This window comes from Micromonospora sp. NBC_00821 (assembly GCF_036347035.1).
Lineage (GTDB): Bacteria > Actinomycetota > Actinomycetes > Mycobacteriales > Micromonosporaceae > Micromonospora > Micromonospora hortensis.
Map to the genome: position 1 here is coordinate 4,024,828 of NZ_CP108880.1, position 22,728 is coordinate 4,047,555.

The following is a 22,728-nucleotide window of genomic DNA, read 5'->3' on the forward strand; positions in this document are numbered from 1 at the left end:
TCAGTGATACAACTGTCGTCGTGCACGCCTTCGACGTGCTGGGCGATCCGGTCCGGCGCCGCATCCTCGAACTGCTCGCCGGTGGCGAGCAGACCGCCGGCGCGGTCAGCGCGGTCATCCGCGAGGAGTTCGGCATCTCCCAGCCCGCCGTGTCCCAACACCTGAAAGTGCTGCGCGACAACGGCTTCGCCACAGTGCGGCCGGAGGGCGCCCGGCGGCTCTACGCGGTCGACCCACGCCCACTGCGCGAGGTCGACGGCTGGCTGGATCACTTCCGCCGGTTCTGGACCCCACCCCTGGCGGCACTCGCCACCGAGCTGGCCCGGGGCCGACGTGAGCGTCGGCTGCGCGGGCCCGCCGATCCACCCGATGAGAGGAACACCTGATGTTCGACGCCACCGAGCAGATCAACGCCGTCCAGCGGAAGGTCGGCAGCCGCAACCTTGAAGCCGGTGAGGCGCGGGTCACCACGATCAGCCAGACCTACCAGGCGACGGCCGAGGATCTGTGGGACGCCTGCACCAGCGCCGAGCGCATCCCGCGCTGGTTCCTGCCGATCTCCGGCGACCTGCGGCTGGGCGGCACGTACCAGCTCCAGGGCAACGCCCACGGCACCGTCGAGAGCTGCGAGCCGCCGCACCGCTTCACCGCCACCTGGGAAATGGGCGGCGAGGTGAGCTGGATCGAGGTGCGCGTCAGCCCGGTCGGTGACGAGCGGGCCCGCCTCGACCTGGACCACATCGCGCACGTCGACCAGGACCGGTGGGCCCAGTTCGGGCCGGGCGCGGTCGGTGTCGGCTGGGACCTCGGACTGCTCGGCCTCGCCTCGCACCTGGCCGCCGACGGCAGCGGGATCACCCCGGAACAGGGCGCCGAGTGGACCGCGTCCGCCGAGGGACGACGGGCCATGGAGCTGAGCAGCCAGCTGTGGTGCGAAGCGAGCATCGCCGCCGGCACCGACGCCGACGAGGCGAAGGCCGCCGCCGAACGCACCACCGCCTTCTACACGGGCGACCCGGCAGCCTGAGCGCGAGACGAGGCGGCGGCTCGGCAGGCGAGGCGGCGGCGGGCGGCGGCATGACGGGCTGGGCGGGGCGCGAGGCGGCGGCGCGACGGGCTGGGCGGGGATCGGAGTAACGTGCTGCGGCATGACCGGCACGCCGTACTCGCACTGCTCCTACTGCGGCGCCGCCTACCCGCCGGCCGCCGGATGGCCGCGAGTCTGCGCGGTCTGCGGCGAGACCGTCTGGCGCAACCCGCTGCCGGTGGCGGTCGCGGTGCTGCCGGTCCGCACCGCCGAGGGCCTGGGAGTGGTGGTAGTCCGCCGGGACATCGAGCCGGCCCGCGGCCTGCTCGCGCTGCCCGGCGGCTTCATCGAGTACGGCGAGGAGTGGTCCGACGCACTCGTGCGGGAGCTGCGGGAGGAGACCGGCCTCATCGCGGCGGCCGAGGACGCCCGCCTGTTCGCTGTGCACGGGGCGCCGGCGGGCGGCACGATGATGGTCTTCGGAGTGCTGCCCGAGCGGGCGGCCGAGGACCTGCCACCGTCGGCGCCGACCGAGGAGGCGACCGAGTGGCTGGTGCTCACCGACCCGGTCGAGCTGGCCTTCTCCACCCACACCCGGGTACTCGCCGACTTCCTCACCCCCGCCCACCACGCCTGACCCCACCGTCTGACCCCGCCAACCGCCCGATTCGCCGGCGGCCCAGCGGCGGAAGATCGTGCACGGTCCCTGTTGTAGTGGCATGAACGATCGCCGAGGCCACTACTTCCTGGATCGAGCACGATCTTGCGGGACGAAACGGGACGGGGTGTCTGGCTGTTATCGAGGGTGGACCTCGTCGGTGCCGGTCAGGTAGCCGCTGGCCTGGAGTTCGAACAGCTCCCGGTAGAGGCCGCCGGCCGCCATCAGCTCGTCGTGACTGCCCTGCTGGACGAGGCGGCCCCGCTCGAGCACGAAGATCCGGTCCGCGTGCCGGACGTTGGCCAACCGGTGGGTGATCAGGACGACCGCCCGGTCGGGGTGGCGGCGCAGGTGTTGGAACAGGGCGTGTTCGGCGCGGGCGTCCAGTGCCGCCGAGGGTTCGTCACAGATCAGCAGGGCCGCGTCGCGGTAGAGCCCCCGGGCGGCGACCAACCGCTGCCACTGCCCGCCGGACAGCTCATGGCCGTCCTTGAACTCGCGGTCGAGCAGGGTGTCGTAGCTGTGCGGCAAGCCAATGATCATGTCGTGCGCGGCGGCCGCGTCGGCCGCTTCCTGAACGGTGGGGCCGGAGCGCCCCGGTGGGCGGTCATGCCGTCCGACGCGGATGTTCTGACCAGCGGTGAAGGGGAACTTCCAGTACTCCTGGGTCATCACCGCCACCTGGGCGCCGAGAGCACGCGGGTCCAGCTCGGCGGCGTCAACGCCGTCCCACCGGATCACCCCACCGGTGGGCCGGTACAGCCCGGCGATCAGCTTGGCCAGGGTGGTCTTTCCGGAGCCGTTCTCACCGACGAGCGCGATCACCTCTCCGCGCCGGATGGTCAGGCTGACCCGGTCCACCGCCGGGGTGTCGGTGTCCGGGTAGCTCAGGCTCACCTCGTCCACCTCGATCACGTCGACGGCGTCGGCTACCCGGTCGCCGCCGACCGGCACCCGGGCATGGGCGCGGGCCAGGAAATCGCGGTAGTCCTGGTAGTAGAGGGCGTCCTCGTACAGTGAGTTCGTGGCGACGACCGCGACGCCCAGGCTGGTCCGCGCGGACTGCAGGGCGAGCAGGGCGGTCGCCGCGGCGGCGAGGGCGACCATTCCGCCCAGCAGGAGGCCGCCGAGGACCGCGTACACGCCGAAGGTGGCCAGCCCCGCCACCGTCGCGCCGACCACCCGCGTGCCGGTCTGTGCCCGCACCAGCCGCAGCTGGGCGCGGGTCTCGACGGCCATCACGCCGCGGTACTCGGCGAGCAGAAAGTCGCGCATCTGGTAGGCACGCACCTCGGCGGCGGTGTGCCGGTTGGCCATCAGGTGGGCGAGCATCCACATCCGCCGTCGGCGGGTGATCCGAGCCAGCATCGCCAGATACTCCCGGCGAGCCATCCGCACCGCCGTAATCCCCTGGGGCACCGCGGCGAGTAGCAGGCAGGGCAGCAGCAGCGGCTGGATGACGGTCACCGCCACGGCGGTGGCGAGCATGCCGACCACGCCGGTGACCAGGTTGACGGTGTGGTCGACGATCCACGCCGCCTCCCCCATCCCTCGATCGCGCACCCGGTCCATCTCCTCGGCGAACCCGGCGTCGTCGAACGCTGCCAGGTCGACTGCTGTGGTGGCCTCGAACAGCCGCAGCTCCACCTGGTAGTTGATCTGCGGGGTCAGCCGGGCCTGGGCCCAACCGGCCGCGATGGTGAGGCCGCCGCGCGCCGAGACGGCCGCTGCGGCCACGATCAGCGCCGGCAGGGCTGAACGCACCCGGTCCGGGGTGGGCCCGGCGGCGAACAGCTCCCGCAGCACGGAGGTCGTGGCGAGCAGGCCGAAGGTGGTCATCACCCCGGCGGCGACGTTCAGGCCGATGGAGGCGAGAGTGTCCATACGGTTGGTGGACCAGGCCAGCGCCACCGCCTCGCGAACCAGTCGGGGCAGCCGCCGGGCCACCGCCCAGAAGCTGGTGTGCGCGAAGGTGCTCGCGTGGTGCATCCAGGCGGCGTCCTCCAGCTCCGGCAGCACTGAGCTGCCACCGGCCGGGTCGATCGGTCGGTCGTCGTCCTCGGCAGCGGTGCGCTGGCGGGCCATCGACTCCACGGACCCTCCTCAAGACGGGGATCACGAACGCCGCCCGAGACTACTGCCCGCGACCATCCAATGTCTCTAGGTAGTCGGCGCGTCGCGTGGCCCGTCCGGTGGCCCCTCGGTGATCGGCAGCAGGACCCGGAAGGTGGTGCGGCCCGGCTCGGTCTCCACCCGGATGTCGCCGTGGTGTTTGTGCACCACGATCCGGTACGAGATGTCCAGCCCCAGACCGGTGCCCGCGCCGACCGGCTTGGTGGTGAAGAACGGCTCGAAGATGCGCGGACGCACCTCCGGCGGGATGCCCGGCCCGGTGTCGGTGATCTCCACAGTCAGTTGGTCGCCGACCCGTCCGGTGCGGACGGTCAGCACACCCTTCTCCCCCATCGCGCCCAACGCGTTGTCGATCAGGTTGGTCCATACCTGGTTCAGCTCGGCCGCGTACGCCGGGACGGGTGGGAGGTCCCTGTCGTACTCGCGGACCAGCTTGACCTCGGCGGGGATCTTGCCCTTGAACATCACCAGCGTGGCGTCGAGCAGGTCGTGCACGTCCACCACCCGGTGCGGCGCGCGGTCCAGCTGCGAGTACTGCTTGGCGGCGCCCACGAGCCCGGAGATCCGGGTGACCGCGTCGCCGATCTCGCGCATCAGCAGCTCGGTGTCGACGGTGTAGGTGAGCCAACGCACCGCCGCCTCCAGGTCCGCGGCGCCGACCGCTGCCTTGACCTGCGCCAGCCAGGCCGCGTCGAGCCCACCGCCGACCAGGATCGGCGCCAGGTCCCAGGCCCCGCCGACGCCATGGTCCTCCAACCAGTCGGTGAGGGTGTCCTCGGCGTCGGCGGTGGCCATCGGGGTCAACTTCGGCGCGGTGGCCACCCGGGCGACCGCCTCCTCCTGCAACGCGACCAGGCCGTGCAGGGCGCTCCCGTCGAGCCGCCCGTCGGCGATCATGGCGAGTTTGTGCCGCATCCCGGCGACCCGGTCCCGCAGAACCGACGTGGCCCGCACCGCCGCCGCGGCCGGATTGTTCAGCTCGTGGGTCAACCCCGCCGAAAGCGAACCGAGGGCCAGCAACCGCTCCCGCTCACCGACGATGGCCTGGCTGTCCCGCATCCCGAAGAACAGCCCCTCCAACAGGTGCATGGGCATCGGGAACCAGGACCGCAGGGCGTACGCGAAATCCTCCGCCGGCAGCACGAAGAACTCCGCGTCGGTCACCGCCCGCAGGCTGTTGCGGTAGATCTGCTCGACCTGGTCGCCCAGGTACGCCTGAGTGGCCCCGCCGTACACGCCGCGCTGGTCGGTCCGGCTGACCTCGACGTCGTCGCCGCGCACCAGGCGACTCAACGCCACCGCCCCGCGCACCAGCACGAAGAAGCAGGTCGCGGGCTCACCCTCGCCGTACACGAGGGTGCCGCCGGCGCGCTGCTCGACCCGGCCGTGCTCGGCCAGCCAGTCGAGCTGCCCGTCGTCGAGCGCCTCGAACAGGAACAGAGTGCGCAACTGCGCCGGTGTCAGCCGGTCAGACTCGGTGGTCACAGGGACTCCTTCGCTCGCGACTGCGGGGCTCGCAAACCCGGCTCACTCCTCGCGCTCACAGGGACTCCTTCGCTCGCGGAACCGGCTCATTGGGCCTCCAGGTAGCGGTGCACCAGAGACACCGCCATCGCACCCTCGCCGACGGCCGAGGCGACCCGCTTGACCGACTCGGCCCGCACGTCCCCGGCGGCGAACACGCCCGGCACGCTGGTCTCCAGGTGGTACGGGTCGCGCGACAGCGACCAGCCGGCCGGCCGCCGCCCTCCGGCGAGCAGATCCGGACCGGTCACGATGAAACCACGGTCGTCGCGGACCAGCACCCCGTCCAGCCAGTCGGTGCGGGGCTCCGCGCCGATGAAGATGAACAGCCAGGAGGCGTCGACCGAGCGGGCCTCCCCGGTACGGGTGTCGCACAGGGTGAGCCGTTCCAGGTGGTCCTCCCCCGCCCCACCGACAACAGCGGTGTGCGGGTGCACGGTGATCCGGTCGATCCGTTCCAACTGGTCGATCAGGTAACGCGACATCGATGCGGTCAGGTCCGCACCACGGATGAGCAGGTGCACCCTCGACGCGTACCGGGAGAAATGGACCGCCGCCTGGCCGGCGGAGTTGGCCCCGCCAACGATGTAGACGTCCTGCTCGACGCAGCTCGGCGCCTCGGTGGCGGCGGCGCCGTAGAACACCCCCCGCCCGGTGAAGTCGGCCAGCCCCGGAGCGTCGAGCACCCGGTACGACACGCCGGTGGCCAGCACCACCGTGTGCGCGGCGATCTCCGTGCCGTCACCGAAGCGCAGCAGTCGGGCACCACCGGCCTCGCTGAGACCGACCACCTCCCGGGCGCTGAGCAGCTCAGCGCCGAACTTGACCGCCTGCCGCCGAGCCCGATCGGTCAACTGCGCGCCGGAGACACCGTCCGGGAAGCCCAGGTAGTTCTCGATGCGGCTGCTCTGCCCGGCCTGACCGCCGGTCGCCCGTCGCTCCACGAGCACCGTGCGCAGTCCCTCCGACGCGCCGTACACGGCCGAACCGAGACCGGCAGGGCCGCCGCCGATCACCACCAGGTCGTAGAAGTCACACGCCGGCACCACCGTCAACCCGGCCAACGCGGCCAACTCGGCCTCGCTCGGGGCGACCAGTGCCTTGCCCTCCGCCGTCACCACCAGCGGGACGTCCGCCTCGGTGGCCCCGGCCGCGTCGAGCAACCGGACGCCCTCCGGATCGTCGGACAACAGCCACCGGTACGGCACCAGGTTGCGGGCCAGGAAGTCGCGGACCTTGAACGACGGCGCCGACCAGCGGTGCCCGACGACCCGGATCTCCGCGCTGGCCGCGTCCGGGGTGACCGCCCACGCCTCCAGCAGCCCGTCGACCACCGGGTACAGCTTCTCCTCCGGCGGGTGCCAGGGCTTGAGCAGGTAGTGGTCCAGGTCGACCACGTTGATGGCCTCGATCGCGGCGTCGGTGTCCGCGTAGGCGGTGAGCAACACCCGGCGGGCCGCCGGGAAGATGTCCATTGCCGCTTCCAGGAACTCGACGCCAGTCATCTCCGGCATCCGGTGGTCGGCCAGCAACAGCGCCACCTGTTCGCCGCGCAGTTTGACCTCGCGTAGGGCGTCCAGCGCCTCCGGCCCGGAGGACGCCCGCAACACCCGGTAGCGGTCGCCGTAGCGGCGCCGGATGTCCCGGGCCACCGCCCGGGACACCACGGGGTCGTCGTCGACGGTCAGGATCACCGGGTTCGCCATGGCGCCATGAAATCACCTGCCGAGGGTCGACCGCACCATCGCCGAGGCCCAGCGCACGGTTGACCGCCCCGCAGGCGGGTAAGCCGGGGAGCCGTGTGGGTGGCCGGCCATCGACGCCCGCCCGGCTGCCGCGCACACCTCGGGGGGCCCATGGCGGACGCGACACCGACCGGACCGACGACGTCACGCGGGATCGTGGAGCTGCGCGTGCACGGTGTCTCCGGCGCGGGAGCGGACCAGGTGTTGGACCGGCCGTACGTGCACCAGGTAGCCGGGGACCGCAGCGGAGGTTTCTACCGACCGCGCCCCGGCTATCCGGACTCCACCGGGACGGACGGGGTGACGCTGGAGGCGTACCGCTGGAGTGACCTGCCGTCCGGCACGGCCGTGCGGACGCTGTCGCTGGTCTTCCTGCTGCCGTTCATGCTCTGCAACGTGGCGCTCTGGATGCGCCCGGCGAACACCGTCTCGCAGCGTGGCTTCATGGCGCTGTGCCGGGTGCTCGCCCTGACCCTCACCATGCTCTACGTGCTCTCCATCGTCGGGGTGGCGCTGGACCTGATCGCCTGGCGCTGCATGGACACCCCATCGTGCCTGGCCGGCCGGAACTGGCTGTCCTGGCTCGGCGGGCGCCCGGCCGGGCTGCGCCTGGGTGTGCTGGCGCTCGTGCCGGTCGCCGCCATCGGGCTCGTCTGGTGGCTGGGCGCTCGCCCGGGCCATTCGTTCGACGCGTTCCGGACGCCGTCGACCCCGACGTCGAAACACCAGTTGAGCGCCGTCGGCCAGTGGGACGGCGAGCCGCTGGTGGGTCGACTGCGCTCGGTCCACGTCGCGGTGGCGTTCGCCACGCTGAGCGCCAGCCTGCTGGCCGCGCGAGCCAGCCAGCACCGCTCGTGGGTGATGGTGACCCTGCTGACGGCCACCGCGGCGGTGCTGCTGGCCTGCCTGGTCCTGGTCACCGTGGTGCCGAGCATCGACCGCACCGACCCGTCGCCCCGGGTGGACGGGGCCTTCCGCGGGCTACGCACCATCGCCTGCGGCCTGACGATGCTGGTGATCGTGCACGTCGTCATCAGCCCGGCACCCTGGCCACAAGGTGGTGCGCTACCCGGTTACGGCGCGATCGTGGCCTGGCTGTTCGTCAGCCAGACGGTGCTGGTGGTAGCGCTCGCCGCGCTGGTGATCTGGCGGCGGGGCGGCGGGCAGAGCCGGTCACCCATCCGCGCCTTGGGAGCACCGGTCTTCATGACGATCTCGGCCGGGCTCGCCGTGGCGTTCTCGGCCGAGCTGGTCTACCGGGTGGCGGACCTGCTCGATCGCGAGGGGACGACAGCGGACGGCCTGGAGACGAGCCCTCCCCTGGCGTACAAATGGGCGATCTTCGGGTTTTTCCTGGCCGTGGTGACCGCACTGCTGGTGGCCGGCCTGGTCACCAGGCTGACCCGGCGCGGGCGGCGACGGGCCGCGCGGGCGATCGTGGCCGCCGACTTCCCGGAGGCGCCGCCACGCGCGGCGGCCCGGCTGCGGCGGGTCGAGCAGGCCGTGGCCCGGGCCCGCTTCACCGAACGGTTGGAACCGCTCTCCGTGGTGTACGCCGGCCTGGCGGCGCTCGGCCTGGCCACCAGCGTGCTCGGCCTGCTCCAGCTCCCACCCGGCGACGTGGCGCAGCGCTACATCGGCGTGCCGGAAGGGATGGTCAACTTCCTGATCGGTTCGGGTAGCTACGTGATCGCCGCGATCCTGCTCGGCCTGGTGGTGGGCGGCATCTTCGCGTACCGGACGGCGCAGTTCCGCCGGTACGTGGGTGTGCTCTGGGATCTGGGCACCTTCTGGCCCCGGGCGGCGCACCCGTTCGCGCCGCCCTGCTACGCCGAGCGGGCCGTGCCGGAGCTGGCCAAGCGGATCACCTACCTGGTGGAACAGGGGCAGGGTGTGCTGCTGGCCGGGCACAGCCACGGCTCGGTGCTGCTCGCCGCCACGGTCCTGCAACTGCCCACCCGGATCACCGAGCGGGTGGCCCTGCTGACGTATGGGTCACCGCTGGGCCGGCTGTACTCCCGGCTGTTCCCCGCCTACGCCGACGAGCCGGCGCTGCGGGAGATCGGCGAACGGATCGGCTGGCGCTGGATCAACCTGTGGCGCGACACCGACCCGATCGGCGGCTGGATCTTCGCGTCCCACCGCCCGGGGGAGGCCGAGACGCTGACCGGTCCGCCGGCGACCGTGGACCGGAGGTTGACCGACCCGCAGGACGTGGTGCCGGCGCCCAGCGACAGCGTTCCACCACCGATCCTCGGGCACTGGCCGTGCGAGTCGCAGGATGCGTTCGGGGAGGCGGTACGCGACCTCAGCGCACGACTGCTCCCCGCACGCCCGGCACGCGACTGAGCCGGCCGGCACGACTGCTCCGGCGGCCGGATATCGTCGCCTGGTGACCCCGTCCACGCCACCCGCCCGCCGGTTGATCGCCTCGAACAAGAAGGCCCGGCACGAGTACACAGTGCTGCGCACGTACGAGGCGGGCATCGTGCTGGTCGGCACCGAGGTGAAGTCGCTGCGCGAGGGGCGGGCCTCGCTGGTCGACGCGTTCGCGCACGAGCGCGACGGCGAGATCGTGTTGTACGGCCTGCACATCGCCGAGTACACCTACGGCACGTGGACCAACCACGCCCCGCGCCGCAACCGCAAGCTGCTGCTGCACCGCGCCGAGATCGACCGGATCCTGGACAAGGTCCGCGAGGGCGGGGTGACCCTCGTTCCTCTGTCGATGTACTTCGAGAACGGCTACGCCAAGGTCGAATTGGCCCTCGCCAAGGGCAAGCGCTCCTACGACAAGCGGCAGACACTGGCCGAGCGCGACGCCAACCGGGAGATCGCCCGCGAGCTGGGCCGGCACCTCAAGGGCCACCCCCGCCGGCCCTGACGCCGCAACGGGTCCTCCGCGCGCTCTCAGCGTGGGGCGCGTTCGCAAGGCCCTTCGCGGGCTCTCGTCGCGAGCGCCGTCGCACGCGCTGCGAGCGGTCGCCTCCGCACGCATGCTCTCGCGGGCGCCTTCGCGTGCGCGCTCCCGCGGGCGCCTTCGCGCAGGCGCTTCGCAGGCGCGTTCGCATGTGCCTGCGTGCGGTCGCGGCGTGGCGCGCCGGGACATCGTTGACGTCGTCCGAGAGACGTGGTCTGCTCAGTCGACGCCGTTGTTGAAAACGGTAATCATTAGCTGAAGCGGAGGAGAACCATGTCACTCACCGTCCCGCCCGCCCTGCTCGACGCCGCCGAACGCGGCCCCATCGACGACGAGGCGTTCATCGCCTGCGTCCGCGACTCGCTGCCGTACGCCTGGGCCACCGTCAGCCGGGTGGTCGCCGAACTGCAGGCCGGCGACGCCGACCTGGCCGACAACGTCGTCCCGCCGCCCACCGACGCCGACCGGGGTCAACTGCTCCGCGCGCTGGCGAGCGACGCGATCCGCGGTGGCCTGGAGCGGCACTTCGGCGTACGCCTGGCCTTCCAGAACTGCCACCGCGTCGCCGCGTTCCGCCCGTCGGCCGTCGACAGCGAGCGCTACCGCCGCTTCGTGTCGACCCGTGGCCAACTGCTCAACCAGTCCCCCGAACTCCGCAACTGCTGACCGTAGAGGCGGGCGGGCTCACGCGAGCCCGCCCGCCACACACCCCCAGATCTGAGCAACTTCCCGGATGGTGCTGCCTTCGATGCGGGAGAGGCAGCAACATCCCTGATGTTGCGCGGATCTTGACGACGGACACCGGTCCCGACCGCCCGGGAGCGAGGTTTGGGCCACCCTGCGTCTCGCGTCTCGCGTCTCGCGCCTCGCGCCCCGCGCCCCGCGCCCCGCGCCCCGCGCCCCGCGCCCCGCGCCCCGCGCCCCGCGCCCCGCGCCCCGCGCCCCGCGCCCCGCGCCCCGCGCCCCGCGCCCCGCGCCCCGCGCCCCGCGCCCCGCGCCCCGCGCCCCGCGCCCCGCGCCCCGCGCCAAGATCGTGCTCGAACCAGGATGTAGTGGCCTCATCGACCGCCGACACCACTACTTCGTGGTTCGAGCGCGATCTTGCGGGCTCGCCCGAGGGGAGCCCGTGGCGTCCTTAGGCGCTCAGGAGGACGCAACTGCGTGCCTTGGCACGCCTGATCCACGCGATTGCTGCCTGTTCCGGGCTTCTGCCCTAGCAGATGCGGGCATTAGGGTGAGCGGGTGACGACCTACCGGATCGGGGAGGCGGCCGACCTGCTCGGCGTCAGCGCCGACACCATTCGCCGCTGGGTGGACGCCGGGCGCCTGACGGCCGCGCGCGACGAGCACGGCCACCGGGTCGTCGACGGCGTCGACCTGGCGGCGTTCGCTCGCGCTCAGGCCACCGACCCGGATGCGGGCGCCGAGTTCTCCTCGGCCCGCAACCGGTTGCGCGGCATCGTCGTCGACGTCCGTAAAGACACGGTGATGGCTCAGGTCGACATCCAGGCGGGCCCGTTCCGGGTCGTGTCGCTGATGAGCCGGGAGGCCGTCGACGAACTCGACCTGCGGGTCGGGTCGGTGGCCGTTGCGGTGATCAAGTCGACAACGGTCGTGGTGGAGCGGGCCGCGCCCGCCCCGGCGCGCGGACGGTCGGCCAGATGAAGGCGGAGACGATCGGCCAGATGAAGGCGGAGACGGTCGCGCGGGTGAACGCGGAGGCGGTTGCGCGAATGAACGCGCGGACGGTCGCGCGGAGCAGGCGTACGGCGGTGGCTGTCCTGGTGGCGACCGGCCTGGCGGTGACCGGCTGCGGCTCGGGCGACGGCCGGGCAACCGGCAGCGGTGGGGACGGCCGGGTGACCGGCCCGGTGACCGTGTTCGCGGCCGCCTCGCTGACCGAGTCGTTTACCCGCATCGGGAAGGACTTCGAGGCTGCCAACCCGGGCAGCCGGGTGACCCTCAACGTCGCCGGCAGTTCCGCCCTGGCCAACCAGATCACCCAGGGCGCGCCGGCGGACGTGTTCGCCTCGGCCGCCCCGGCGAACATGGCCCCTGTCATCGAGGCCGGCGACGCCGACGGCACGCCGAGCGTCTTCGCCCGCAACCAGCTGGTGATCGCGGTGCCCCTGGGTAACCCGAAGGCAGTGGCCGGCCTGGCCGATCTGACCAGCCCGGGTGTGAAGGTGGCGCTCTGCGCCAGTCAGGTGCCCTGCGGCGCTGCGGCCCGCACCGCAGTGGACGCGGCCGGCGTCGCGCTGACGCCGGTCACCCTGGAACGAGACGTCAAGGGTGCGCTCGCCAAGGTGAAGCTCGGCGAGGTCGACGCGGCGCTGGTCTACCGCACGGACACGCGGGCGGCGAGCGCCGACGTGACGGGTGTGGAGTTTCCCGAGTCGGCGCGGGCGGTCAACGACTACCCGATCGTCGCGTTGAAGGACGCACCGAATCCCAACGGGGCACGGGCCTTCGTCGCGTACGTCCGCTCGGCGCCGGCGCAGGCTGTCCTCGCCGAGGCGGGGTTCCAGGCGCCGTGAGGCAGGTCCACGACCACAACGCACCCCGCGATCGCCCGGCCACGCCTCGACGGCGGGGTCGCGTGCCGGCGGCGCTGCTGATCCCCGCCGGGCTGGGGTTGGTGTTCCTTGTCCTGCCGTTGGCGGGGCTGCTGATCCGGGCACCGTGGACGACCCTGCCGGAGCGGCTCACCGAGCCGGGCGCGTTGACCGCCCTGCGGCTGTCGGTGCAGACCGCCACCCTGGCCACCGCGTTCTGTCTGCTGCTCGGGGTGCCGCTCGCCTGGGTGCTGGCCCGGGTCGAGTTTCCCGGCCGTCGGCTGGTACGCGCGCTGGTCACCGTGCCGCTGGTGCTGCCGCCGGTGGTCGGTGGGGTGGCGCTGTTGCTGGTCTTCGGCCGGCGTGGCCTGGTCGGCGGCTGGCTCGACAGCACGTTCGGCATCACCCTGCCCTTCACCACCACGGGTGTCGTGCTGGCTGAGGCGTTCGTCGCCATGCCGTTCCTGGTGATCGCCGTGGAGGGTGCGCTACGCGCCGCCGACCACCGCTTCGAGGAGGCCGCGGCGACGTTGGGCGCCAGCCGGTGGACCACCTTCACCCACGTCACGCTGCCGCTGGTGGCGCCCGGTCTGGCCGCCGGGGCGGTGCTCTGCTGGGCGCGGGCGCTCGGCGAGTTCGGTGCCACCATCACCTTCGCCGGCAACTTCCCCGGTCGGACGCAGACCATGCCGCTCGCCGCCTACCTGGCGTTGGAGACGGATCTGGAGTCCGCGATCGTGCTCAGCCTGGTGCTGCTCGTCGTGTCGGTGGGCATCCTGGTGGCGCTGCGAGACCGCTGGATGACCAGCGCGTGAGCGACCGACTTCTCGACGCGCGCCTCGTCGTCGACCGGGGCGTCTTCCGGCTCGACGTGCCGCTGCGGGTCGCGCCGGGCGAGGTGGTGGCGCTGCTCGGCCCGAACGGCGCCGGCAAGACCACAGCACTGCGGGCGCTGGCCGGGCTGCATCCCCTCACCGATGGGCACGTCACCCTCGACGACGTCGACCTGGACCGCCCGGCGACCGGTGGCTGGGTGCCCACCGAACGCCGGTCGATCGGCGTGGTCTTCCAGGACTACCTGCTCTTCCCGCACCTCACCGCGGTGGACAACGTGGCCTTCGGGCCGCGCCGGCACGGCGTCCAGCGGCGGGCCGCCCGCGCCACGGCCCAGGAGTGGCTGGGCCGGGTGGGGCTTGACGCGCAGGCGCAGCGCAAGCCGCGGCAGCTCTCCGGCGGTCAGGCGCAACGGGTGGCGCTGGCGCGCGCGCTCGCCGTGGCACCGTCGCTGCTGCTGTTGGACGAGCCGCTCGCCGCGCTGGACGCCCGCACCCGGCTGGACACCCGCGCGGAGCTGCACCGGCACCTGTCCGCGCACGCGGGCGCGACGGTGCTGGTCACCCACGACCCGCTGGACGCGCTGGCGTTGGCCGACCGACTGGTCATCGTCGAGGGTGGCCGGGTGGTGCAGGAGGGCGACGGGCCGAGCGTCACCGCCCGCCCGCGCACTGACTACGTCGCCCGGCTGGTCGGGCTGAACCTGTACCGGGGTCGCGCCGACGGGCACGGGGTGCGGGTGTCGCCGGAGCTGACCCTCACTGTCGCCGACCGGTTGGACGGTGAGGCGTTCGTGGCGTTCCGCCCGGCCGCGGTGGCTCTGCACCCGGCCCAACCGGCGGGCAGCCCACGGAACACCTGGGCGGGCACAGTGGCCGGCGTCCAGCGTCACGGTGACAACGTGCGGGTGCAACTGGACGGCCCGATCGGGGTGGCCGCCGACGTCACGCCGGCCGCCGCCGCCCAGTTGCGGCTGATCCCCGGCCAGCGGGTCTGGGTGGCGGTCAAGGCGACCGAGACCCACGCGTACCCGGCCACCGGCTGACCCGACGACCGACGGCCCGCGCGGACGCCGGCCCGCGCGAACGCCGGCCCGCGCGAACGCCGGCCCGCAGCGGAGCGCAGACCCACGCGAACACCGACCCAGGCGGACGCCGACCCGCACGGACGCCGACCGGCTTGCCCGCCAGCGCGGACCCGTCAGCCGGCAGGATACGGCCGCACACCCGGCGCGGCACCCGCCTCAGCTGGTGCAGCCAACGCCACGCGGGCACCGCCAACGCCACGCGGGCGCAGCCAACGCCGCCGCGCCGGTGCGGACGCGAGTCAGCCGGCGAGCAGGTCGGCGTGTGCCGCGCGCAGCCGGGCCAGCGTCGGGTCGCTGCCCGGGACGACCCGGTTGTCCAGCTCGGCCCACACCTCGGCCAGCGCCGCACGGACCGCGCCAAGCTCGGCGGCGTGCCGCTGCGTGCTGCGTCGGTGCTGCTCCTCGAGGCGGCGGGCCCAGCCGGCGGTGACCGTCGCGAGCCGGTCGGCGTCGGCGCGGGCCTGGGCGCCGCTGCGGGCGGCTGCGGCGGGGACGATCGCGGCGACCGGGCGGGGATCGCCGTCGCGGGTGACGACGGTGACCGCGTCGGTCAGCTCGGCCAGCGCGACGAGCTGGCTGAACCGGGTGCGCGCCTCACGCAGCGGCACGGAACGCGGCGGGTCGGAATGAGGGGTGAGCGCGGGGACGGCCATGGATGCATGGTGCCGCGCGGGTATGACAACTATTCGCTGTCGTCAGTGGACGGTGCGTGGCGGGCGGACCACTCGTCGGCCAGCACCGACCAGACCTCGATGTCGATCCGACCGTGCGGACCCGGGCTGACCTGGCGCAGCGTGCCGTCGAGGCGCAGGCCGAGCCGGTCGGCGAGGGCCTTGCTGCGGGTGTTGTCGGCGGTGGTACGCCACTCCACCCGCTGGATGCCGCGCTCGCGCACCGCCCAGTCGACGATCCGGCGCACCGCCGGGGCGACCAGGCCCCTGCCCTGCGCCGCCGGCTCCACCCAGCAACCGACCTCGCACACGCCCCGGGTCACGTCGAACGACACGAACATGACCCCGCCGACGAGCGTGCCCCGCCACCACAGCCCCCAGATGCCACCGCTGTCGCCGGCCCAGAGGTCGGCGTACCGCTGCAACACCGCACGGGCCGACGGCAGGTCGGTGGCGACGAAGGACGGCGACACCCAGGGCTGGATGTGCTCGCGGGCCCGGTCGAGGTGGGCGAGGAACTCCTCGGCCCGCCACGGGTTCAACGGGCGCAGCTCGACGTCCTCGGTCAACGGCAGGGCGAACACCGGGCCTCCACTCAATGTGCTTCTCACGTCCGTAGGAGGCTCGCACAGGCCCCTCGGTCGAGGCACGGCCGCCCTCCGCGCTCACTGCGGCAGGTGGGTCCGCAGCGCGGCGAACTGGGCCACGGTCAGGTAGGAGGGGTTGGCGGCCTGCGGCTGACGGAACACCTCCAGGGCGACGAGCCGGTCATCGGCGCGCAACAGCAGCCGGGACACCCGGTCCCGTTCGGCGAGGATGGGCAGATCCAGCGGCACCGACCACGGTTGCCCCGGTGCGCCTGGCTCGGCCGCCCCGGTGACCCGCCCGACGCCCCACACCCCGTACGGCAGTCGGCCCCGGCTGCCGCTGGCCCAGAACACCACCGGCTGCCCGGCGCACATCAACCGCGCCCGGTAGCCGGGACGTACGCACCAGCTCGTCACCAGTGGCTCACTGGCGAACCGGGCGCTGAGGTCGACCAGGTCCGCGTTGCCCTTGATCAACCAGGCGCCCAGGTCGTCGAGGCGCACCCGTGGCTCGGTCATCGTGTACCTCTTGCCCGGCTGACGGCAGCGTCAATCAGATGATCATGTGGGTCCAGTAGCTGAGCCAGAGCACGAACAGCACGCCCTGCACCACTGCGAGCGCTGCGGTCAGCCACACGTCGACGCTGGTGTGGCGGGCCCAGCGGGCCAGCACCAGCGCCACCGGAAAGGCGGCTAGCAGATAGCGCAGGAGGCTCTTGTACACCGGTGGGCCCATCGACAGCGGCACCAGCACCATGAGGGCGCCGTACACCAGGTAGGCCAGCTCCCGGCGGCGGAAACCGGCGACCAGCACGGCGAGGACAGCCACCGCGAACCACGCCCGCGCGGCGTCGCGCGGCTCCCCGGTCAACCCGTCGAGCAGCACCGGAACGGGGTTCTGCACCTCGATGCCCCAACCGGTCTCCTGGGCGTGCTGGTAGGCGAACCAGTCCCCGCCCCGCCACCGGCAGTACGCCATGAAGGTGAACCACCCGGCGGGGAGCAGCAGCAACGGCCAGCCGATCCGGACGTAGCCGAGCAGGGCGCGCGGCCGGAGCCGCCAGTCGTGCTGCCGCAGCAGCACCAGGGCCAGCGGCAGCGCCACGAGCAGGCCGACGGAGCGACTCATCGCCAGGAAGTAGCCGATCACGCCGACCAGCAGCCACCGGTGTCGCTCGGCGTAGTAGAAGGTGGCCAGCGCGAGGCAGACGAAGAGCGACTCGGTCAGCGCGGCCTGGAACAGGAACGCGGTCGGCAGCAGCAGCAGGTACCGGGTGAACCGGCGGGCGGCGTACGCGTCGCCGAGGAGCAGCTCCGCCAGCCGGTAGCCGTACCAGAGCGCCAGCAGGAACGCCACGTTGCTGATCACCAACAGGGCCAGTGCGTTGTCGCCGCCGAGGACCGTCCCGAGGGGCCGGGCCAGGAACGGGTACAGCAGCGGGAATCCGAAGTCTCGCCACGGCCCGCTCAGGGGCAGCTCGCTCAGCCGCAGGTAGAGCAGCGAGTCCCAGGCGAACCAGAAGGAGATCCACCGGTGCCCGGAGATCTCCCGCTGCTGCGCCCACATCAACGCCTCGTCCGGCGGTGGGGCCCCGGGGACGCCGTCCCAGGCGTGAAGGACCAGGAGGCCGACCAGGGTGAGCAGCAGCTTCGCGCCGAGGAACAGGCCGATGACGTACGGCCAGGGCGCCGGCACCCGGCGGGCCAGGCGTGCTCCACCGCGACCGGCCGCGACCGCCCGCGCGGCAAGCGTCGCCGCGCCGCTGCGCCACCGGTCCATCCGCCCCACTTCCCTGCTCCCCCGGTCCGCCGGCCGCGCGGGGAAGTCGCTCTTCTCGTGGTACGCCGCAGCGCTCCCCGCCGAAGCGAGGACCAACTACCACCAAGTGTGACATTCTGCCCAGAGCGGGTGGACGCCGCGCCTCAACCATGGCGGTGAGCAGGGAGCGCGTCAGCATGAGCGAGCAGAACGGCACTGTGGTCATCGGTGCGGGGCCGGCCGGGCTCACCGCGGCGTACGAGTTGCTCCGGCACGGCCGGTCGGTGCAGGTGTTCGAGGCCGACGAGGTGGTCGGCGGGATCAGTCGGACGGTGGAGCGCGACGGGTGGCGGTTCGACATCGGCGGGCACCGGTTCTTCACCAAGGTGCCCCGGGTGGAGGCGTTCTGGCACGAGATCCTGCCGGACGAGGACTTCCTGACCCGGCCCCGGATGAGCCGCATCTTCTACCGGGGCGCCCTGTTCAACTACCCGCTCAGCGCCGTCAACGCGCTGCGCAACCTGGGTCTGCCGGAGGCCGTCCGCTGCCTTGGCTCGTACGCCCGCGCGCGACTGCGGCCGCCACGGGACCAGTCACACTTCGAGGGCTGGGTGTCGGCCCGGTTCGGCTGGCGGCTGTACTCGATCTTCTTCAAGACGTACACCGAGAAGGTCTGGGGCATGCCGGCGGACCGGTTGCAGGCCGACTGGGCGGCGCAGCGGATCAAGAACCTGTCGCTGGCCACGGCGATCCGCAACGCGCTGTTGCCCCGGCGTCGGCGCACCGATGTGACCAGCCTGATCGAGGAGTTCCAGTACCCGAAGTACGGGCCCGGGATGATGTGGGAGCGCTGCGCCGAGCAGGTCCGCGAGCGGGGCGGGCAGGTGTCCACCGGCAGTTGGGTCACCGCCGTGCACCGCGACCCGGCCCGCCGGCGGGCGATCAGCGTGACGGTCAACGGCGCGGGCGGGCAGCGTACCGAAGCAGCCGACCACGTGATCTCCTCCATGCCGATCTCGGAGCTGGTGACCGCGCTGCACCCGCCCGCGCCGCCGGAGGTGCTGGCCTGCGCGGCCGACCTGCGCTACCGCGACTTCCTGACGGTCGCCCTGGTCGTGCCGGCGGAGTTCTCGTTCCCTGACAACTGGATCTACGTGCACGACCCGGGGGTACGGGTGGGCCGGATCCAGAACTTCGGCTCCTGGTCGCCGTACCTCGTCAAGGACGGCCGCACCTGCCTGGGCCTGGAGTACTTCGTGTTCGAGGACGACGAGATGTGGCGTACCCCGGATGCCGACCTGGTGGCCCTCGCCACCGCGGAGCTGGAGCGGTTGGGGTTGGTTCGACAGGGCGTGGTGGAGGCCGGCTACGTCGTGCGCATGCCCAAGGCCTACCCGGTGTACGACGAGCGCTACCAGCACAACGTGGACGTGATCCGGGCCTGGCTGACCGAGGCGGTGCCGAACGTGCACCCGGTGGGTCGCAACGGCATGCACCGCTACAACAACCAGGACCACTCGATGCTGACCGCGATGCTCACCGCCGAGAACATCGCCACCGGGAGTACGCACGACGTCTGGTCGGTCAACGTGGAGCAGGATTACCACGAGGAATCCTCTGGCGGCGACAGCCGGCGGGGCACCGGCCGGGACGCGCCGGTGGTGCCCAGCCGAATCATCGCGGCGCCGATCACCCTGCCGGAGGGGTCGGACGACCGAGCCCCTGTCGCAGCTCCCCCGTCTCACGCCTGAAGCTGAGCACGCTCTGGCGGCACGGGCGGGTGCTCACCGCGGCAGGTGCGTGCAGTGGGCCACCGTGGCGTCGTCCGGGCTGTGCGCCTCCGCGCCACCGGTGGTCTGCGCCTCGGCCTGCCGGACGCGGGCGATGACGCCGGTCGGCCCGCTGGCCCGAAGCAGGTCCAGCATGCCCGGCCAGTCGGTCCGACCGTACGGGCTGACGATGCGGCTGGCACCGTTGCTGAGCAACGCGACACCGTTCAGGTCAGCGAGGGACCGGCTGCCGGTCACCGCCTCCCGCGCCGCGCGCGGGTCATCCTTGGCTATCCAGTAGCCGCCCGGCTGGTTTCGGCGGGCACGCAGCGCGGTGACGCAGGAGGCTCGCACCCGGTCGTACTCCGGCGTTTCCTGGGCAATGCCGGCCAGCGGCGCCGCGCATTCCCGCCGGGCGGTCATCTCGCGCTCATCGGTGATCACAAGCGGGCCGTCGTCGGCCTGGTCGATGACGAGGAAGGAGTCCGCGAGCAGGAGCCAGTCCAAGCGGTCCTGGTGCGCGCGGACCATCGCGACGGTGGCCTGCGGGCTGCCGGGGTCTGTGATGTCGCAGGTGTCGCCGTGCTCGGCGGCGATCTCGCCGATCGCGGTGCCGAGGATCGCGGCGAGATCTGGCCGGTCGCCGCGCGACAGGTGGCCGAGCAGCGCGCCGCCGAGGCGGTGCGTGTACCAGGCGACGCCGTGGGAGCAGAGCGATTCGGCGCCCGGAATGCCGGCGCCGTCGAGCAGAACGACAGCGTCGGGAACAGCACCGACGAAGTCCTCGTTCGGCCGATCGGCCCTGCCGGCGCTCGTCGCCAGGCTGACGTCCACTCGTGGGCTCCTGTCTGGACTGGTGAGCCGCTGGCCGCAGCGCACGGATCACGTCGAGCGTCGGCGGGTGATGCCGTCCAGGATGGTGGTCAGGTTGTGGTGAAAGGTCTCCTCGGCCTCGAGGTGGGCGCCGTCGATGACGAGCCGGGCCACTGTGGGGTACCTGCCGGTTGTCAACATGCGCGTCAGGTAGGGGCCGAGGCTGGCCTGGAAGGCGGCTTCGTCGGTGCCGGTGGAGCGTGCGGTGCGTCGTTCGGTGACCTCTCTGCGGACCGATCCGATGATGACGGCGTTGAGGGTGCCCACGGCCCGCTGGAGATCGTCGATGTCAACCACGCCGGGGGCCGCATTGAGCGCCGCGGCGGTGGCTTCGCCCACGGCGAGCGCGTGCGGCCCCAGGTGTGGCCGTCCGCCGAGCACGTCGGAGAACCACTCATGCTCAAGGGCGGCAGCGCGGGTCGCGTGGGCGATCGCCAGAACCGTGTCGCGCCACCCGGAGCGCTCGCCCACCTCGGCGATCCGGGAATAGACGACGTCGACCATGAGATCGAGCAGTTCCGACTTGTTGATCACGTAGTCGTAGAGCCGCATCGGACCGACACCGAGCTCTTTGGCGATCTTGCGCAGTGACAGCCCGTCGAGGCCGTGCGTGTCGGCAAGCCGGATCGCCGTAGCGGCGATCTTCTCGCGGCTCAACGGCACCGGCACCGCCCGAGGCTGAGGTTCGGGCCGCTCCCAAACGGGCAGCGGCTCGTTACCGTACGGTGTATTCACCAATACAGTGTACGGTAGCGCCGTGAGAACGCGAATTGCGATCGCCGGTGGCGGACTCGGCGGGTTGACGCTGGCTCGGATCCTGCACCGACACGGCATCGACGCCGTGGTGTACGACCGGGAAGCAAGCCGATCCGCCCGGCCCCAGGGCGGCGCCCTCGATCTGCACCCGGAGTCCGGACAACTGGCCCTGGCCGAGGCGGGTCTCGCCGGCCGGTTCCGGTCGGAGGCGCGGCCCGACGGCGAGGAACACCGCATCCTCGACCCGACCGGACGCACCCTGGTGCACCACGAACCGCAACCCGGCTCGTTCTCCGGACGTCCCGAGATCGACCGGAGCGCACTGCGTGACCTCCTCCTCGACTCCCTTCCCGGCGACACGGTCGCCTGGCGCCACCGGCTCGTCGCGGCGACCCCCCGACCCGACGAGGGCTGGGAACTGACATTCCACGACGGCCACCGAGCCAGCTGCGACATCCTCATCGGCGCGGACGGCGCGCGATCGGTCGTCCGGCCACTGCTGACCGACGTCGAACTGTCCTACGTGGCAACGCTCGTGGAGCTGAACGTCGCCGACGTCGACAGACGTCACCCCGATCTCGCCGAACTGGTCGGCCCCGGGAACCTGTGGTGCGTCGGGGTGAACCAGATTCTGGCAGCGCAACGTCTCGGCGACGGCAACCTCCGGGTCGGGATCTCGCTGCGCGAAAAGGACCGGCCCCTGGATACGTATCGCACCAAGGAGGCACTGCTGGACCTGTTCGCTGGCTGGAACCCCCGACTCACCGCACTCGTCAAGGCCGCCGAGAGCGCGCCGACGCCACGCGTGATCGAGGCGATGCCCATCGGTACGCGCTGGACCAGCCGGCCGGACGTCACCCTCATCGGCGACGCCGCGCACCTCATGCCACCGGTCGGCGAGGGAGCGAACCAGGCGATGCTCGACGCCGCAGAACTCGCCAGCCGGCTCGCCGCCCACCCCGCCGACCCGAATTCGGCGATTCGGACGTACGAGGAGTCGATGTTCAGCAGGATTCAGCCGATCGCCGAGATGTCCGCACGAGTCCAGGCGATGATGCTGTCCCCTACCGCGGCGGAAGACATCGTCCGCTTCTTCACCCGGCCGTCGGAGCCCGCGCGCACAGAATGACATCTGGCGCCGTCGACGCGGCTGGTGATAATCGTTTCATGACGACGGATGCGCACAGTGAGTCCGGTCTCCGGAAGGCCACCCTGACAGATCAGGACCTGGTGGAAACCTCGTGGGATTACTGCCGAATTCACGCGCTCGCCGTCACCCACGACGAGGGTCCGCTCGAAGATCCGACAGGGGACTATCGCGAGGACGACGACCTCGATCCCACCGCACCGTCGGCCTTGACGTTGCATCTCGACCTCGACTACATCGTGCGCCGGGTCGATCCGGGCCCGATGCGGCAAGTCCACTTCTGGGTAGCACCGGCCACGCTGATCTTCCACAATGTTTGGGACATCGTCGGCGGCTTGCACTCCATCTGTCTGCCGTTCGAGTTGAAGAACCTGCGCCAGGAGGCCCCCGCACAGTCAGGGGAGCCCTGCTGGCACCTGGAGGGGCGCGACCTGGACCTGAGGTTCCAGGCGTCGGGCTACACCCTCTACCTGCGCCAACCCCCGCGTTACGGCAATCGAGTGCTCCGGATGGCCGAACGGGGCGGCATCAGCTTCGACCCGAAGCCGTTTGCCTGACCCAGGAACGGCCCGGCCTGTGGCTCAACGCCCGACGCCCTGGCGGCGACACCCCGACGGCGACCGACGTGTCTTCGACCGGCTCCTGGCCTCAGATCCTGACGCGTAAGACGTGACCGTGCGCCC

Annotated in this window: 22 protein-coding genes; 13 read left to right on the forward strand and 9 right to left on the reverse strand. The window is 72.1% G+C overall.

The features are described from left to right. Positions 1–20: 20 nt before the first annotated feature. The 3 genes from OHB44_RS18555 to OHB44_RS18565 all read left to right on the forward strand — a co-directional run bounded on the left by OHB44_RS18555 (position 21) and on the right by OHB44_RS18565 (position 1,664). Positions 21–386, forward strand: coding sequence for an ArsR/SmtB family transcription factor (locus OHB44_RS18555; protein WP_266302353.1), 366 nt, complete (start codon positions 21–23; stop codon positions 384–386). Next, complete coding sequence (locus OHB44_RS18560; RefSeq protein WP_330437691.1) at positions 386–1,027, forward strand: SRPBCC family protein; 642 nt, start codon at positions 386–388, stop codon at positions 1,025–1,027. Before OHB44_RS18555 ends, OHB44_RS18560 begins: the two co-directional genes overlap by 1 nt. A 121-nt stretch (positions 1,028–1,148) precedes the next feature. Further along, on the forward strand, positions 1,149–1,664 hold the full coding sequence (locus tag OHB44_RS18565) for an NUDIX domain-containing protein (protein ID WP_266302352.1): 516 nt from the start codon (positions 1,149–1,151) through the stop codon (positions 1,662–1,664). Between the two features lie 159 nt (positions 1,665–1,823). Here the strand turns inward: OHB44_RS18565 and OHB44_RS18570 are convergent, their stop codons facing one another. The 3 genes from OHB44_RS18570 to OHB44_RS18580 all read right to left on the reverse strand — a co-directional run bounded on the left by OHB44_RS18570 (position 1,824) and on the right by OHB44_RS18580 (position 7,048). Then, positions 1,824–3,770, reverse strand: a complete 1,947-nt coding sequence (locus tag OHB44_RS18570; RefSeq protein ID WP_238686197.1) for an ABC transporter ATP-binding protein — start codon at positions 3,768–3,770, stop codon at positions 1,824–1,826. 75 nt (positions 3,771–3,845) lie between these two features. Then, positions 3,846–5,303, reverse strand: a complete 1,458-nt coding sequence (locus tag OHB44_RS18575; protein WP_266302351.1) for an ATP-binding protein — start codon at positions 5,301–5,303, stop codon at positions 3,846–3,848. An 86-nt stretch (positions 5,304–5,389) separates the two neighbouring features. Beyond that, positions 5,390–7,048, reverse strand: coding sequence for an FAD-dependent oxidoreductase (locus OHB44_RS18580; RefSeq protein WP_238686095.1), 1,659 nt, complete (start codon positions 7,046–7,048; stop codon positions 5,390–5,392). A gap of 150 nt (positions 7,049–7,198) precedes the next feature. Between OHB44_RS18580 and OHB44_RS18585 the strand changes: the two genes are divergently transcribed. From OHB44_RS18585 to OHB44_RS18615, 7 genes are all read left to right on the forward strand, one after another. Beyond that, complete coding sequence (locus OHB44_RS18585) at positions 7,199–9,436, forward strand: hypothetical protein (RefSeq protein ID WP_330437692.1); 2,238 nt, start codon at positions 7,199–7,201, stop codon at positions 9,434–9,436. 43 nt (positions 9,437–9,479) lie between these two features. Continuing rightward, entirely contained in the window at positions 9,480–9,971 is a 492-nt protein-coding gene (gene smpB / locus OHB44_RS18590; RefSeq protein ID WP_238686093.1) for an SsrA-binding protein SmpB, read from the forward strand. 309 nt (positions 9,972–10,280) lie between these two features. Beyond that, complete coding sequence (locus OHB44_RS18595; protein ID WP_238686092.1) at positions 10,281–10,673, forward strand: SCO5389 family protein; 393 nt, start codon at positions 10,281–10,283, stop codon at positions 10,671–10,673. A 576-nt stretch (positions 10,674–11,249) separates the two neighbouring features. Beyond that, positions 11,250–11,672, forward strand: a complete 423-nt coding sequence (locus OHB44_RS18600) for a TOBE domain-containing protein (RefSeq protein ID WP_238685181.1) — start codon at positions 11,250–11,252, stop codon at positions 11,670–11,672. Between the two features lie 68 nt (positions 11,673–11,740). Then, on the forward strand, positions 11,741–12,544 hold the full coding sequence (modA, locus tag OHB44_RS18605; protein WP_330441252.1) for a molybdate ABC transporter substrate-binding protein: 804 nt from the start codon (positions 11,741–11,743) through the stop codon (positions 12,542–12,544). Further along, positions 12,541–13,377: a molybdate ABC transporter permease subunit gene (gene modB / locus OHB44_RS18610; RefSeq protein WP_330437693.1), complete on the forward strand. Its 837-nt coding sequence runs from the start codon at positions 12,541–12,543 to the stop codon at positions 13,375–13,377. The genes modA and modB overlap by 4 nt, the downstream gene beginning before the upstream one ends. After that, a complete protein-coding gene (locus OHB44_RS18615; protein ID WP_330437694.1) occupies positions 13,374–14,441 on the forward strand; it encodes an ABC transporter ATP-binding protein in 1,068 nt (355 codons plus the stop codon). Before modB ends, OHB44_RS18615 begins: the two co-directional genes overlap by 4 nt. Before the next feature lie 281 nt (positions 14,442–14,722). On the opposite strand, the gene OHB44_RS18620 is transcribed toward OHB44_RS18615, so the two are convergent. From OHB44_RS18620 to OHB44_RS18635, 4 genes are all read right to left on the reverse strand, one after another. Next, positions 14,723–15,136, reverse strand: a complete 414-nt coding sequence (locus tag OHB44_RS18620; protein ID WP_330437695.1) for a type II toxin-antitoxin system Phd/YefM family antitoxin — start codon at positions 15,134–15,136, stop codon at positions 14,723–14,725. 29 nt (positions 15,137–15,165) lie between these two features. After that, positions 15,166–15,738, reverse strand: a complete 573-nt coding sequence (locus OHB44_RS18625; RefSeq protein ID WP_330441253.1) for a GNAT family N-acetyltransferase — start codon at positions 15,736–15,738, stop codon at positions 15,166–15,168. 81 nt (positions 15,739–15,819) lie between these two features. After that, a complete protein-coding gene (locus OHB44_RS18630) occupies positions 15,820–16,260 on the reverse strand; it encodes a hypothetical protein (protein ID WP_330437696.1) in 441 nt (146 codons plus the stop codon). Between the two features lie 34 nt (positions 16,261–16,294). Further along, on the reverse strand, positions 16,295–17,521 hold the full coding sequence (locus OHB44_RS18635; protein WP_330437697.1) for a hypothetical protein: 1,227 nt from the start codon (positions 17,519–17,521) through the stop codon (positions 16,295–16,297). A 176-nt stretch (positions 17,522–17,697) separates the two neighbouring features. Here OHB44_RS18635 and OHB44_RS18640 point away from each other — a divergent pair, with 176 nt between their 5' ends. Further along, positions 17,698–19,251, forward strand: a complete 1,554-nt coding sequence (locus tag OHB44_RS18640; RefSeq protein ID WP_238685176.1) for an NAD(P)/FAD-dependent oxidoreductase — start codon at positions 17,698–17,700, stop codon at positions 19,249–19,251. Between the two features lie 33 nt (positions 19,252–19,284). Here OHB44_RS18640 and OHB44_RS18645 read toward each other — a convergent pair whose 3' ends face one another. Next, entirely contained in the window at positions 19,285–20,103 is an 819-nt protein-coding gene (locus tag OHB44_RS18645; protein WP_330437698.1) for a hypothetical protein, read from the reverse strand. Between the two features lie 48 nt (positions 20,104–20,151). Next, positions 20,152–20,811, reverse strand: a complete 660-nt coding sequence (locus OHB44_RS18650; protein WP_330437699.1) for a TetR/AcrR family transcriptional regulator — start codon at positions 20,809–20,811, stop codon at positions 20,152–20,154. 88 nt (positions 20,812–20,899) lie between these two features. Between OHB44_RS18650 and OHB44_RS18655 the strand changes: the two genes are divergently transcribed. Then, positions 20,900–22,027, forward strand: a complete 1,128-nt coding sequence (locus OHB44_RS18655) for an FAD-dependent oxidoreductase (RefSeq protein ID WP_330437700.1) — start codon at positions 20,900–20,902, stop codon at positions 22,025–22,027. A 38-nt stretch (positions 22,028–22,065) separates the two neighbouring features. After that, a complete protein-coding gene (locus OHB44_RS18660) occupies positions 22,066–22,602 on the forward strand; it encodes a hypothetical protein (RefSeq protein WP_330437701.1) in 537 nt (178 codons plus the stop codon). Positions 22,603–22,728 lie beyond the last annotated feature (126 nt).